This window comes from Streptomyces colwelliae (assembly GCF_048158785.1).
GTDB lineage: Bacteria > Actinomycetota > Actinomycetes > Streptomycetales > Streptomycetaceae > Streptomyces.
The window spans coordinates 1-12,461 of the sequence record NZ_JBLTJC010000310.1 but is presented as its reverse complement, the minus strand read 5'-3'; the positions used below and the strand labels follow the sequence as shown (position 1 = coordinate 12,461).

The 12,461-nt window shown below is 69.1% G+C and carries 11 protein-coding genes and 2 tRNA genes; 8 read left to right on the top strand and 5 right to left on the bottom strand.

Annotated elements, in window-relative coordinates; all coding sequences use genetic code 11:
* Positions 1–110: 110 nt before the first annotated feature.
* Positions 111–752, bottom strand: coding sequence for a TetR/AcrR family transcriptional regulator (locus ACNFOC_RS40810; protein WP_416964071.1), 642 nt, complete (start codon positions 750–752; stop codon positions 111–113).
* 79 nt (positions 753–831) lie between these two features.
* Between ACNFOC_RS40810 and ACNFOC_RS40805 the strand changes: the two genes are divergently transcribed.
* Positions 832–2,322 carry an MFS transporter gene (locus tag ACNFOC_RS40805; RefSeq protein WP_416964070.1) on the top strand — a complete coding sequence of 497 codons (1,491 nt, stop codon included), beginning with the start codon at positions 832–834 and terminating at the stop codon, positions 2,320–2,322.
* Between the two features lie 158 nt (positions 2,323–2,480).
* Positions 2,481–3,614, top strand: coding sequence for an FAD-dependent oxidoreductase (locus tag ACNFOC_RS40800; protein ID WP_416964069.1), 1,134 nt, complete (start codon positions 2,481–2,483; stop codon positions 3,612–3,614).
* 94 nt (positions 3,615–3,708) lie between these two features.
* Here the strand turns inward: ACNFOC_RS40800 and ACNFOC_RS40795 are convergent, their stop codons facing one another.
* The 4 genes from ACNFOC_RS40795 to purS all read right to left on the bottom strand — a co-directional run bounded on the left by ACNFOC_RS40795 (position 3,709) and on the right by purS (position 8,444).
* On the bottom strand, positions 3,709–4,929 hold the full coding sequence (locus tag ACNFOC_RS40795) for a hypothetical protein (RefSeq protein ID WP_416964068.1): 1,221 nt from the start codon (positions 4,927–4,929) through the stop codon (positions 3,709–3,711).
* Positions 4,930–5,248: 319 nt separating this feature from the next.
* Positions 5,249–7,507, bottom strand: a complete 2,259-nt coding sequence (gene purL, locus ACNFOC_RS40790) for a phosphoribosylformylglycinamidine synthase subunit PurL (RefSeq protein ID WP_416964067.1) — start codon at positions 7,505–7,507, stop codon at positions 5,249–5,251.
* Positions 7,504–8,184: a phosphoribosylformylglycinamidine synthase subunit PurQ gene (purQ, locus tag ACNFOC_RS40785; protein ID WP_416964066.1), complete on the bottom strand. Its 681-nt coding sequence runs from the start codon at positions 8,182–8,184 to the stop codon at positions 7,504–7,506. The genes purL and purQ overlap by 4 nt, the downstream gene beginning before the upstream one ends.
* Positions 8,181–8,444 (bottom strand): phosphoribosylformylglycinamidine synthase subunit PurS, encoded by a 264-nt coding sequence (purS, locus tag ACNFOC_RS40780; protein ID WP_015659417.1) that lies wholly within the window; start codon positions 8,442–8,444, stop codon positions 8,181–8,183. The genes purQ and purS overlap by 4 nt, the downstream gene beginning before the upstream one ends.
* Before the next feature lie 382 nt (positions 8,445–8,826).
* Between purS and ACNFOC_RS40775 the strand changes: the two genes are divergently transcribed.
* The 6 genes from ACNFOC_RS40775 to ACNFOC_RS40750 all read left to right on the top strand — a co-directional run.
* On the top strand, positions 8,827–9,144 hold the full coding sequence (locus tag ACNFOC_RS40775) for a histone-like nucleoid-structuring protein Lsr2 (protein WP_019073805.1): 318 nt from the start codon (positions 8,827–8,829) through the stop codon (positions 9,142–9,144).
* A gap of 137 nt (positions 9,145–9,281) precedes the next feature.
* Positions 9,282–9,353: transfer RNA gene (locus ACNFOC_RS40770), tRNA-Gly, on the top strand.
* Positions 9,354–9,434: 81 nt separating this feature from the next.
* Positions 9,435–9,510: transfer RNA gene (locus ACNFOC_RS40765), tRNA-Gly, on the top strand.
* Positions 9,511–9,659: 149 nt separating this feature from the next.
* Positions 9,660–10,601, top strand: coding sequence for an ABC transporter ATP-binding protein (locus tag ACNFOC_RS40760; RefSeq protein WP_416964065.1), 942 nt, complete (start codon positions 9,660–9,662; stop codon positions 10,599–10,601).
* Positions 10,598–11,374 (top strand): ABC transporter permease, encoded by a 777-nt coding sequence (locus ACNFOC_RS40755; RefSeq protein WP_416964064.1) that lies wholly within the window; start codon positions 10,598–10,600, stop codon positions 11,372–11,374. Before ACNFOC_RS40760 ends, ACNFOC_RS40755 begins: the two co-directional genes overlap by 4 nt.
* 20 nt (positions 11,375–11,394) lie before the next feature.
* Positions 11,395–12,461, top strand: a 1,067-nt coding sequence (locus tag ACNFOC_RS40750) for a sensor histidine kinase (protein ID WP_416964063.1), incomplete at its 3' end; no start/stop codon positions are given.

The window sequence follows — 12,461 nt, the reverse complement described above, 5'->3', positions numbered from 1 at the left end:
CCCTTGGGGTGTTGTCACGGTGGGGCGGGGTTGGTGCCGGGTACGCGGCGGGCTGCGCCGTACCGCCACGACCCGCTCCCGTTTCGTTGGCGGCTGCGGGCTCGTGGGGGTCACTGAGCCTTGCGGCCGTAGTCCCCTAGGCCTTGTTCGACCAGGGCGAAGGCTCGGGCGGCGCGTTCGGGGGCGTCGGCGACGATCGTGTCGACCTGGTCGCCCGCGTCGGCACGGCGCCAGTGCTCCTCGATGAGGGCGTTGCGCGCGGCGCTGATCATGGCCGCGGCGATGGTGGCGAGCATCAGGTCGCCGGTCTCCTCGGCGAGGTGCGCGGCCAGGTCACGGGTGCCCTTCTGGGCGGCCAGGAAGACCCGGTCCCGCAGGACCGGGGTCCCCAGGACGATGTCGCGCAGCTGGCGGACGAACGCCTCGTTGGCCAGGCCGACCGATGGGTCGCGCGTCGCGACCAGCTCCAGGAACTGCCGTCGTACGGCGTCCACCGGGGACTCGTCGGGCTTGCGCTCGCGCACCGCGCGGGCCGCGTCGCCGAAGTGGTCCTCCATCGGCCGGAAGACCAAGTCCTCTTTCGTACCGAAGTAGTTGAAGACGGTCATCTTGGAGACGTCGGCCGCGTCCGCGATCTCCTGCACGGACACGTTGTCGAAGCCGCGCTCGACGAAGAGGGCGATCGCGGTCCGGATGATCCGCCGGCCCGTCTCCAGCTTCTTGCGCTCGCGCAGCCCCATCACTTCGGTCACACACTGAGTGTACCAAGGCAAAATTTAATCCCGGATGAAATATTGACTCGGTACATGAACTTCCTCCATGGTGGATGCCATGACCGAGACCCAGCGAAAAATCGGCTTCGTCGTCTGCCTCGTCACGATCGTGCTGGCCCTTCTCGACATGCAGATCGTGTCCGCGGCCACCGTCCCGATCGTCCGGGACCTCGACCCCGCCCACGGCATCGACAAGATCCCGTGGCTGGTCAGCGCGTACGCGCTCGCCTCGGCGGCGATGCTCCCGCTGTACGGCAAGTTGTGCGACGTCCACGGTCCCAAGCGGGTCTTCACGGCGGCGATCGCGACATTCCTGCTGGGTTCGGGGCTGTGCGGTGCCGCGCAGTCGATGGACCAGCTCATCGCGGCGCGAGCTCTTCAGGGCCTGGGCGGCGGTGGGTTGATGAGCATCACGATGGTGGTGATCGCCCACCTGAAGGGGCCGGGCGAGGAGGACTCCGGCAAGGGCACGAACGCGGGTGGGCTGATCGCGGGCGGGGCGATGGCGATCGGCCCGTGGATCGGCGGTCTGCTCGCCGACCACGCGAACTGGCGGTGGATCTTCTACGTCAACCTGCCGGTGGGCGTGGTGGTGTTGGGGACGGTCACCTTCGCCTTGAAGCTGCCCGAGCATCATGTCCGGCGCCCGCTGGACTACTTGGGCGCGGGACTGGCGGCCGCGTTCTCCAGCTCACTGCTGCTGATGACGGACTGGGGCGGCAAGAAGTACGGGTGGGCTTCGCCGGAGATCGTGGGCCTGGGGTTCGCTACGGCGGTGACGCTCGCTCTGTTCCTCTGGCGCCAACTCCGGGCGCCCGAGCCGGTGTTGCCACTGTCCCTGTTCAAGGTGCGCGAACTGCGGCTGGGCTTCGCCGTCCAGGCGATTCTCGGCGGCGCGATGATGTGCGCGATCTACTACGTCCTGATCTATCTGCAAGTCGCACGCGGCATCGCCAGTTCGTCGGCGGGGCTCTTCCTGGTGCCGTTGGCGGTGGGGCTGGCGGTGTCGGGTCTGCTCACCGGCCCGCTGGGGGCACGGGGCTGGTCGGCACGGACGTTCACGCTGAGCGGTACGGCGACGACGGCACTCGCGTTCGCGCTGCTCGCCACGACGACCGGCCCGGACACGTCCCTGTGGCTGATCCGGGCGGAACTGTTCCTGGCGGGGGCGGGGTTCGGCCAGCTCGTCGGCCAGCTGATCGTGCTGGTCCAGAACTCCGCGCCACGCCACCAGCTGGGGGTGGCCACGACGTCGATCCGCTTCTTCCAGACCCTGGGCAACGCGCTGGGCACGGCCGCGTTCGGCACGGTGCTGGCCCGTTTCTACGCCGGGCACGGGCCTGGCGGGGACATCACGGGCCTGGCTCGTCTGACGGGGGCGGCGCGCGTGGCCGGCGTCCAGGCCTTCGTGGACGCGACCCAGGTGGTGTTCTGGGGCGGGGCCGGGTTGATGGGGGTGGCCGCGGTATTGGCTTGGCGGTTGCCCAAGTCCGGTGTCCTGAAGGGGAGTTCGGTCGCGGGTGATGACCGCGCCTATGTACGCACGTAAGCCACGAACGCGGTGCCGAACCCCCCGCAAGCCGCCCTGTCGGATGTCTGTCGGGGCTGTCGGTATCGCGTCGGCGGTCTGTCGGCACGGCGTTGAAACCTTGGTCGGAATCCCGCCGGGTGACCGTCCGGCAGGCCCACGACACACAAGGAGTCCTCATGACCACTCACGTCACGATCATCGGCGCCGGACTCGGCGGACTGACCCTCGCCCGCGTCCTGCACGTCCACGGCATACCCGCCACGGTCTACGAGGCCGAGGCCTCACCCATGGCCCGCCTACAGGGCGGCATGCTCGACATCCACGACTACAACGGCCAACTCGCCCTGAAAGAAGCCGACTTGATGGACGAGTTCCGCGCCATCATCCTGGAGGGCCGCCAGGCCACCCGCGTCCTCGACCGGGACGGAACCGTCCTGATGGAGGAGCCCGACGACGGTACGGGTGGCCGACCCGAGGTGCAGCGCGGCGAGTTGCGGCAGCTTCTGCTCGACTCGTTGCCGGCCGGCACCGTGCGGTGGGGGTACAAGGTCAGCGGTGTCCGTGCCCTCGGTGAGGGTCGGCACGAAGTCGGCTTCGCCGATGGCGGCAGCGTCGTCACGGACCTGCTCGTCGGCGCCGACGGCGCCTGGTCGCGCGTACGGCCGTTGCTGTCGGACGCCGTTCCCGAGTATTTCGGCCGGTCGTTCGTCGAGACCTATCTGTACGACAGTGAGACCCGGCACCCGGTCGCCGCGAGGACGGTCGGCGGCGGCTCGCTGTTCGTGCTCCCGCCGGGCTCGGGGGCGAGCGGGAAGTGGATCGGGGCGCACAGGGAGAGCGGCGGGACGCTGCACGCCTATGTGACGCTGGCCAGGCCGCTGGAGTGGTTCGACGGCATCGACTTCACGGACGCCGCCGCGGCCACCGCGCGGATCGCCGCCGAGTTCGACGGCTGGGCCCCCGAGATCACCGCCCTGATCACCGACAGCGACACCGCACCGGTCGTGCGTCCCCTCAACTCGCTGCCGATCGAGCACCGTTGGGACCGGGTACCGGGAGCGACCCTCCTCGGCGACGCCGCGCACCTCTCTCCGCCGGACGGCGAAGGCGCCAACCTGGCCATGCAGGACGCCGCCGAACTCGGCAGGGCCATCGCCGACCGTCCCGACGACATCGAGGCCGCGCTCACCTCGTACGAGGAAGCGCTGTTCCCCCGTAGCGCCGCGGCAGCCAGCGCGGCGGTTGCTACGAACGACGCCATCGGACAGGACCTGATCGGCTTCTTCGCCCGGAACGAGCAGAACGCGTAACGACGAGCAGACCGCGTAACCAAGAAGCGTTCGTGGAGCGGTCGGCGTGACCGTTCCACGAACGCCTTTGTCATGCCGCCGCCCCGGACAGGTACTAGGCCTTGGACAGCTGGAACGTGGCCGCAGTTGGGAACTTCAGGCCGGTGCAGTCGCGGCGGGCGGCGACGTCCGTGACGTAGGCCTTGAAGAGGGCCTGGAGCCGCTTCTGGACGATCTTGTCGTACGGATAGTCGATGCTCAGCGTGTGGACGGCCGGCTGTCCGGCGCAGGTGGAGGAGGCCCACCACACGTCTTCCTCGCCGTCGTGGCCCGCGGTGCCGGGGCTCAACGCCGTGTGTTCCCTGCCGAAGTGGTCCGTCGCGACCTCGCGTGCCTCGTCGCCGAAGTAGGACTCGGTCCGCAGCCAGAAGGGCGCGAGCCGGATCACGTCGTCGAGGCTGTTGCCGCCGCGTTCGTCCTTGGTGAGGTCGGGCCACATCCCGCGCACCTCCTTGCTGCTCACTCCGAGCAGGCAGCTCTCCTCCTGCGCGTGGGCGGCGGCGGGGGTGCCCAGGGCGCGGTCGGGGAGCCGCCAGCGGCCCGTCGCCGCGATGTATCCGGCGTACCAGCCACACGTTCCGCCGGCCGACTTCGCGTTCACCAACTTCGCGCTGGGCGTGGGCAGTTCGGCCGGAAGTGCGGGCAGCGCGGCCTTGCAGCCCAGCTTCTTCGCCGCCCGTGCGGCCGCGGTGCGGGCCAGCCCGGCAAGCGTTCTGCGGTCGGCGTCCGTGACCGGATCGTCCTCGAAGTACTTGGCCACGGTCATCGTGTTGATGGAGGTCGTCCCGCCGGACCTGTCTGTGCACTTGGCCTTCACGACGGCGGCGTTGCCGTAGTAGACACCGAGCCGCCCGTCACCGATCGGGTACGCCCCCGTCTGCCCGGCCTCCCGTGTGACGTCGGCGTTCGGCTTCCTGCCCAGCATCCCGAACGGGTCGTCCCACCCGCTCACCAACTGCGCGAAGTCGTCACTCGGGTTCGACCAGACCGAGAGCAGGAAGTGGTTGTATGTGGTGCCCGGCTTCCCGACCCGGTAGATCTCACACCGCGCGGGCATCGAGCCCGAATCGAGATCGCCCATCGAGTCGTTGTCTTCGCTGCCCGCCTTCGCCCTCGTCGTACCGCCGTTGAGGTCCAGCACCTGGTCGGGGTCGACGAGCCCGGCGCAGGCCTTCGCGATCCGGTCCCGGCTGGCGGACCGGTCGAAGTAGTCCTTCGTCTCCAGCCACAGCCCCCAGCCACCCGCACCGACCCCGAACACCGCTGCCACAGCCACGAGTTGGTTGAAGGCGTTGCGCCGACGGCCCCCTCGGTCCGGAGTCAGCCAGCGGGAGCGCGGAAAGGGCACCCGGGCCCGCTCGGAGGATGAGGAGGATGAGGATTCAGGCGTGTGTTCACTGTCGAAACTCACGCGCACCTCCGGCCGCCGCCGCCGAACTCACGTATACCCACCGGTACTTCCACGTTCCCGCTCCCCCGTTCCACGCACACGAACCGTCGAAGTTAGCACGAGCGAAGGCCCTGCCCGGATCCCGGACAGGGCCTTCACATGCATGCATGCGTTTCTACGACGGACTGCGGCGGCCTACGACGACTTACGCCAGCAGCGCCGGGATCGTGCCCTCGTGCGCCTCGCGCAGCTCCTCCAGGGACAGTGCGAACTCGCCCTGGATTTCTACCGAGTTGCCGTCCACTACGCCGATGCGCGTGACCGGGAGGCCCCTTGCCCCGCACATGTCGTTGAAGCGGAGTTCCTCCGAGCGCGGGATCGCGACGACCGCGCGGCCCGCCGACTCCGAGAACAGGAACGTGAACGCGTCCAGACCGTCCGGGACGATCAGGCGCGCGCCCTTCTCGCCCAACAGGGCCGATTCCACTACCGCTTGGATCAGACCGCCGTCGGACAGGTCGTGCGCCGAGTCGATCATGCCGTCGCGCGACGCGGAGATCAGGATCTCGGCCAGCAGCCGCTCCCGCTCCAGGTCGACCTTCGGGGGCAGGCCGCCGAGGTGGTCGTGGACGACCTGCGACCAGGCCGAACCCCCGAACTCCTCACGCGTGTCGCCGAGGAGGTAGAGGAGCTGGCCCTCTTCCTGGAAGGCGACCGGCGTGCGGCGCGCCACGTCGTCGATGACGCCCAACACCGCGACGACCGGGGTCGGGTGGATCGCGACGTCGCCCGTCTGGTTGTAGAGGGAGACGTTGCCGCCCGTCACCGGCGTGCCCAACTGCTGGCAGGCGTCCGCCAGTCCACGGATCGCCTCCGCGAACTGCCACATCACCGCCGGGTCCTCGGGCGAACCGAAGTTCAGGCAGTCCGAGACCGCGAGGGGCTTCGCGCCCGTCGTCGCCACGTTGCGGTAGGCCTCCGAGAGCGCCAACTGCGCGCCCGCGTACGGGTCCAGCTTCGCGTACCGGCCGTTGCCGTCCGTCGCGATGGCGACCCCGAGGCCGCTCTCCTCGTCGATGCGGATCATGCCCGAGTCCTCGGGCTGCGCCAGCACCGTGTTGCCCTGCACGAAGTGGTCGTACTGCGAGGTGATCCACTTCTTGGACGCCTGGTTCGGGGACGACACCAGGGCCAGGACCTGGGACTTCAGTTCCTCCGAAGTGCCGGGCCGGGCAAGCTTGTTGGCGTCGTCCGCCTGGAGCGCGTCCTGCCAGGACGGGCGGGCGTACGGGCGCTCGTAGACCGGGCCGTCGTGCGCGACCGTGCGCGGGTCCACGTCCACGATCTTGCCGCCGTGCCAGAAGATCTCCAGGCGGTCGCCGTCGGTCACCTCACCGATGACCGTGGCGATGACGTCCCACTTCTCGCAGATCTCCAGGAAGCGGTCGACCTTCGACGGTTCGACGACCGCGCACATCCGCTCCTGCGACTCACTCATGAGGATTTCCTCGGGAGAGAGGGTCGAGTCGCGGAGGGGGACGTCGTCCAGGGTGACCGTCATGCCACCCGAGCCGTTGGACGCCAACTCGCTTGTGGCGCACGACAGTCCGGCCGCGCCCAGGTCCTGGATGCCTACGACCAGCTTCTCGGCGAAGGCCTCCAGGGTGCACTCGATGAGGAGCTTCTCCTGGAAGGGGTCGCCCACCTGGACGGCGGGGCGCTTCGACGGCTTGGCGTCGTCGAAGGTCTCGCTCGCCAGGATCGACGCGCCGCCGATGCCGTCGCCGCCCGTGCGGGCGCCGTAGAGGATGACCTTGTTGCCCGCGCCGGAGGCCTTCGCGAGGTGGATGTCCTCGTGCCGCATGACGCCGATGGCGCCGGCGTTGACCAGCGGGTTGCCCTGGTAGCAGGCGTCGAAGACGACCTCGCCGCCGATGTTGGGCAGGCCCAGGCAGTTGCCGTAGCCGCCGATGCCCGCGACGACGCCCGGGAGGACGCGCTTGGTGTCCGGGTGGTCCGCCGCGCCGAAGCGCAGGGGGTCCACCACGGCTACCGGGCGGGCGCCCATCGCGATGATGTCGCGCACGATGCCGCCGACGCCCGTGGCCGCGCCCTGGTAGGGCTCGACGTAGGACGGGTGGTTGTGCGACTCGACCTTGAAGGTGACCGCGTAGCCCTGGCCGACGTCCACGACGCCCGCGTTCTCGCCGATGCCCACGAGCAGCGCATCGGACTGCGGGGCCTTCTCGCCGAACTGGCGGAGGTGGACCTTCGAGGACTTGTACGAGCAGTGCTCGGACCACATGACCGAGTACATGGCGAGCTCGGCGCCGGTGGGCCGGCGGCCGAGGATCTCCACGACCTTCTCGTACTCGTCCTTCTTCAGGCCGAGTTCGGCCCAGGGCAGCTCGACGTCGGGGGTCTCGGCCGCGTGCTCGACCGTGTCCAGAGGCGTCCGGCTCATGCGTTGACCAGCTTCTTGAGGATCGAGGTGAAGAAGGGAAGGCCGTCGGTGCGGCCGGACCCGACGAGCGGCTCGACGGCGTGCTCCGGGTGCGGCATGAGGCCCACGACGTTCCCGGCGGCGTTCGTGATGCCGGCGATGTCGCGCAGCGAGCCGTTCGGGTTGACGTCGAGGTAGCGGAAGACGACGCGGCCCTCCGCCTCCAGCTCGTCGAGCGTGTGCTCGTCGGCGACGTAGCGGCCGTCCATGTTCTTCAGCGGGATGTGGATCTCCTGGCCGGACACGTAGTCGCTGGTCCAGGAGGTGTCCGCGTTCTCCACCCGCAGTTTCTGGTCACGGCAGATGAAGTGCAGGTGGTTGTTGCCGAGCATCGCGCCGGGGAGGAGGTGCGCCTCGGTGAGGATCTGGAAGCCGTTGCAGATACCGAGGACGGGGAGTCCCGACTTCGCCTGCTCGATGACCGTCTCCATCACCGGCGAGAAACGGGAGATGGCACCCGCGCGCAGATAGTCGCCGTAGGAAAATCCGCCCGGGAGGACGACCGCGTCGACCTGGTGGAGGTTCTTGTCCTTGTGCCAGAGGGCTACCGGTTCGGCGCCGGCGAGACGGATCGCGCGCTGGGTGTCGCGGTCGTCGAGGCTGCCGGGGAAAGTGACGACGCCAATACGAGCGGTCACTTGGCGGCCTCCGCCACTTCTTCCACCTTGACGGTGAAGTCCTCGATCACCGTGTTGGCGAGGAAGGATTCCGCAAGATCGTGGATGCGGGCGAGCGCGGCCTCGTCGACCGGTCCGTCAACTTCCAGTTCGAATCGCTTTCCCTGACGTACGTCGGAGATGCCTTCGAAACCCAGGCGCGGCAGCGCACGCTGGACCGCCTGGCCCTGGGGGTCGAGGATCTCCGGCTTGAGCATGACGTCGACTACGACGCGTGCCACTGGCACTCCCGGTGTTGTGGTGCTGAGCGTGTTCCTGCGGGTCTTCGACAGGTGTCTTCAGACTACCCGCACAAAATTTCTACGCGGGTAGAGTTGTAGGAATCTACGTGACGACCATCACGATCCGGTGTCGGGCGGGGGTCTTCACGAAAAGTTCAGGGAAAGATCCCGGATCGATCCCGGTTCCCTATTGCGCGGAGACACGCGGGAAGATTTAGTCGGGCTTCACATTGCATTGCCGGGCACTGTACAAATGAATTGGCAATAGCCGATACTTTGCCCAATAACAGGCGGACAGTCGACATCTCCGCACCTCCGTGGCGTCTCCGTGCGCCCCTGCGGATAGTGCGGTTTCAGGTGTCGCACGAAGGGACCGATATTCGTGGCGCAGAAGGTCGTGGTCACTCTCTTTGACGACATCGACGGCTCGGAAGCGGCGGAAACGATCGCCTTCGGGCTCGACGGCAAGTCGTACGAGATCGACCTGAATCAAGCCAATGCCAAGAAACTGCGTAAGGCGCTCGCGCCCTACGTGGACGCAGGTCGCAAGCGGTCGAGGTCCGGCAAGGCCTACCGCCAGACCGAGGTCGCCCCCGACCCGGCGGCCGTCCGGGCCTGGGCCCAGGCGAACAAGATGGACGTGCCGGCGCGCGGACGCATCCCCAAGAAGGTCTACGAGGCGTTCGCCGCAGCGCAGTAGGACACGCGTTAGGACATGAGCCGACTGCCGGTCACCGGCCCCTCGGGGCAACCGACTTGCGCTGCACCCCTCCTGGTCAGCTAGAGTTCGGAGCACGCCGAGGGGCGAGGCCGAAAGGCCCAGCTCACGGAGTACACGCGGGTGTAGTTCAGTAGCAGAACATCCTCCTTCCAGGAGGAAGGCGCAGTGTGCAATTCCTGTCACCCGCTCTAGCATCACCGTTCGGACCACTCCGGTGGATCGGGTAGGCTGGTGCTCGCGCCGATCAGTGAGAGCTGGTCGGAGGCAATGCGGACGTAGCTCAGTTGGTAGAGCGCAACCTTGCCAAGGTTGAGGTCGCCAGTTCGAACCTGGTCGTCCGCTCCAGCAAAAACCCCGGTCCGGGTGGGCCGGGGTTTTTTGTGTGCCCGGTGCGCGCCATGCGCGCCAAGAGATCGCCGCCGTCTGACATTTGTCATGCCGAGTGATGACACCGCGCACTGCTGCCGGCCGCCGATCACCGCGACGCTGAAGTCATGGACACCAACGAACACGAACACGTGATTGAGGTCACTGACCTACGCCGTGTGTACGGGGGCGGGTTCGAGGCCGTGCGGGGGATCACGTTCTCCGTGCGGCGCGGGGAGGTCTTCGCACTCCTGGGCACCAATGGCGCCGGCAAGACATCCACGGTCGAACTTCTCGAGGGGCTCGCGCCCGCGTCCGGCGGGCGGGTGCGCGTCCTCGGCCACGATCCCTACAGCGAGCGGGCCGCCGTACGGCCGCGGACCGGGGTGATGTTGCAGGAGGGCGGGTTTCCGTCCGAGCTGACCGTCGCCGAGACCGCGCGGATGTGGGCGGGCTGCACGAGCGGGGCGCGGCCCGAGGCGGAGGCGCTCGCGCTGGTCGGGCTCGCGCGGCGGGCCGACGTACGGGTGAAGCAGTTGTCCGGGGGTGAACGGCGGCGGCTCGATCTCGCGCTCGCGCTGCTCGGGGAGCCGGAGGTGCTGTTCCTGGACGAGCCGACGACCGGTCTTGACGCCGAAGGGCGGCGGGACACCTGGGAGTTGGTGCGGGCGCTGCGGGACGGCGGGACGACCGTGCTGCTGACCACGCACTACCTGGAGGAGGCGGAGGGGCTCGCCGACCGGCTCGCGATCCTGAGCGAGGGGCGGATCGCGGTCACCGGGACGCCGGCCGAGGTGACGGCGGGGCGGCCGTCGCGGATCTCGTTCGAACTGCCCGCCGGGTATTTCGTGGGGGACCTGCCGCCGCTCGGTGAGCTGGGGGTCGTCCGGCACGAGGTGGCCGGGAGGGTCGTACGGCTTCAGACGCATGAGTTGCAGCGGGCGGCGACCGGGTTGTTGGTGTGGGCCGAGCGGGCGCGGGTCGAATTGCGGCGGCTCGAGGTGCGGTCGGCCTCGCTGGAGGAGGCGTTTCTGGGGATCGCGCGGGAGCAGCAGGAGGTGGCGGTATGAGTGCCGTGATGACTACGCCGGTCGGGCGGTTGCGGGCTTTGGGGCGGGCCGAGTTGGCGTTGCTGGGGCGGAATCGGAGTGCGGTCGTCACGGCGCTGTTCGTGCCGTTGGTGCTGCCGTTCAGCGTGCGGCCGGCCGTGGACCAGATGAATCTCAAGGGCGAGGGGCTGACGGTCGGTGCGGTGATGCTCACCGCCGCGATCGGGTTCTCGCTGCTCTTCGCCGTGTACTCGTCGCTGGTGAGCGCCTTCGTCTCGCGGCGGGAGGAACTGGTCCTCAAGCGGTTGCGCACCGGGGAGCTGGGCGACGCCGAGATCCTCACGGGGACCGCTCTGCCGGCGGTGTGCGTCGGGTTCGTGCAGTCCGTGCTGCTGGCGGTGGCGTGTGTGCTGCTGCTCGACGCCGGGGCACCCGCGATGCCCCAACTCGTCGTCCTGGGACTGCTGTTCGGCCTCTTCCTGTCCGCCGCGCTGGCCGCCCTCACGGCGACCGTGACCAGGACGGCGGAGAGCGCGCAGGTGACCGCGCTGCCGGTGCTGTTCGCGTCCATGCTCGGCTCCGGGATCATCATCCCGCTGCAATTCCTCCCCGACCGGGTCGCGGCCGTCTGCCAGTTTCTCCCGCTCTCCCCCGCGATCCGGCTGATCAGCGGCGGCTGGAACGGCGACCTGTCCGGCTACGACGCGCTGGGCGCCGTCCTGACCGCGCTGGCCTGGACCGTCCTCGCGGTGTTTGCTGTACGGCGGTGGTTCCGGTGGGAACCGCGGCGTTGAGGTACGGGGAGCACCTGGACATGCGGACACCTGGAGGTTCGGACGAGGGCTCGGGCGGCTGGTGGGGGCGGAAGAGCACGCCCGGGAAGGTCGAGGCGTATACCCGGTGGTCCTTTCACTTCTTCGCCGTGGTCGAGGTCGCCGCGATCGGGCTGCCGGTGTTCGCGCAGGTGGGGGTCGGTACCGCGAGCTGGATGGCGGTGGTCGTGACCGTGCACGCGCTGATCTGTTCCGCGACCGCGTCCCGGGCGCTCGACTGGACGCGCGGTCGGCGGGCGCAGCCTGTACGGCTGCTGTGGTTCCTCGGGGCGGTGACCGTGCTGGTCGCCGTCGCCGCGCTCGTCCTGCGGGAACGGGGTCCCGGTGACGATCATGTGCGGGCCGCGGCGAGCACGCTCTTCGTGGGGGTGCTGGGCTTCGGCGCCGGGACCTTGACGCTGGGGGTGCGTGGCCGGCGGCAGGTGTTCGCGGTGGTAGCGGGTGCGGTGGTCGGGGCGATGGTCGCGCAGCTACCGCTGGGGGTGGCCGCGCCGGCCGCGCTCGGTACCGGGCTGGCCGTCCTCTTCACCGCCGGCGCGCTCGCCTTCACCGCCGCGTTCTCCGTCTGGCTCCTCGACGCCGTCTACGAACTCGACGAGGCCCGCGAGACCCGGGCCCGCCTCGCCGTCGCCGAGGAACGGCTGCGGTTCGGGCGCGACCTGCACGACGTGATGGGCCGCAACCTGTCGGTGATCGCGCTGAAGAGCGAACTCGCCGTGCAGCTGGCCCGGCGGGGGCGGGCCGAGGCGGTGGAGCAGATGATCGAGGTCCAGCGGATCGCCCGGGAGTCCCAACGGGAGGTGCGCGATGTCGTACGGGGCTACCGCGAGGCCGATCTCCGACTCGAACTCGCCGGTGCGCAGGGCGTGTTGGGGGCCGCGGGCATCGAGTGCGAGGTGACCGGCGACGCGGCGGGGCTGCCGGTCGAGGTCCAGTCGGCGCTCGGGGGCCTCGTGATGGACATGTCGATCGAGCGGAACATCGGCCTGACCGGCCTGCGTACGACCGTGAAGGCGGGCCTCGTCGACCGCGGCGCCGAGCGCAGCCG

What these genes read in the sequence shown, in the direction of transcription:
- ACNFOC_RS40760 (WP_416964065.1), top strand. Translation starts at nt 9,660, where the DNA reads ATGGACACCAACGAACACGAACACGTGATTGAGGTCACTGACCTACGC.
- purL (WP_416964067.1), bottom strand. Translation starts at nt 7,507, where the DNA reads ATGAGCCGGACGCCTCTGGACACGGTCGAGCACGCGGCCGAGACCCCC.
- ACNFOC_RS40805 (WP_416964070.1), top strand. Translation starts at nt 832, where the DNA reads ATGACCGAGACCCAGCGAAAAATCGGCTTCGTCGTCTGCCTCGTCACG.
- ACNFOC_RS40755 (WP_416964064.1), top strand. Translation starts at nt 10,598, where the DNA reads ATGAGTGCCGTGATGACTACGCCGGTCGGGCGGTTGCGGGCTTTGGGG.
- ACNFOC_RS40800 (WP_416964069.1), top strand. Translation starts at nt 2,481, where the DNA reads ATGACCACTCACGTCACGATCATCGGCGCCGGACTCGGCGGACTGACC.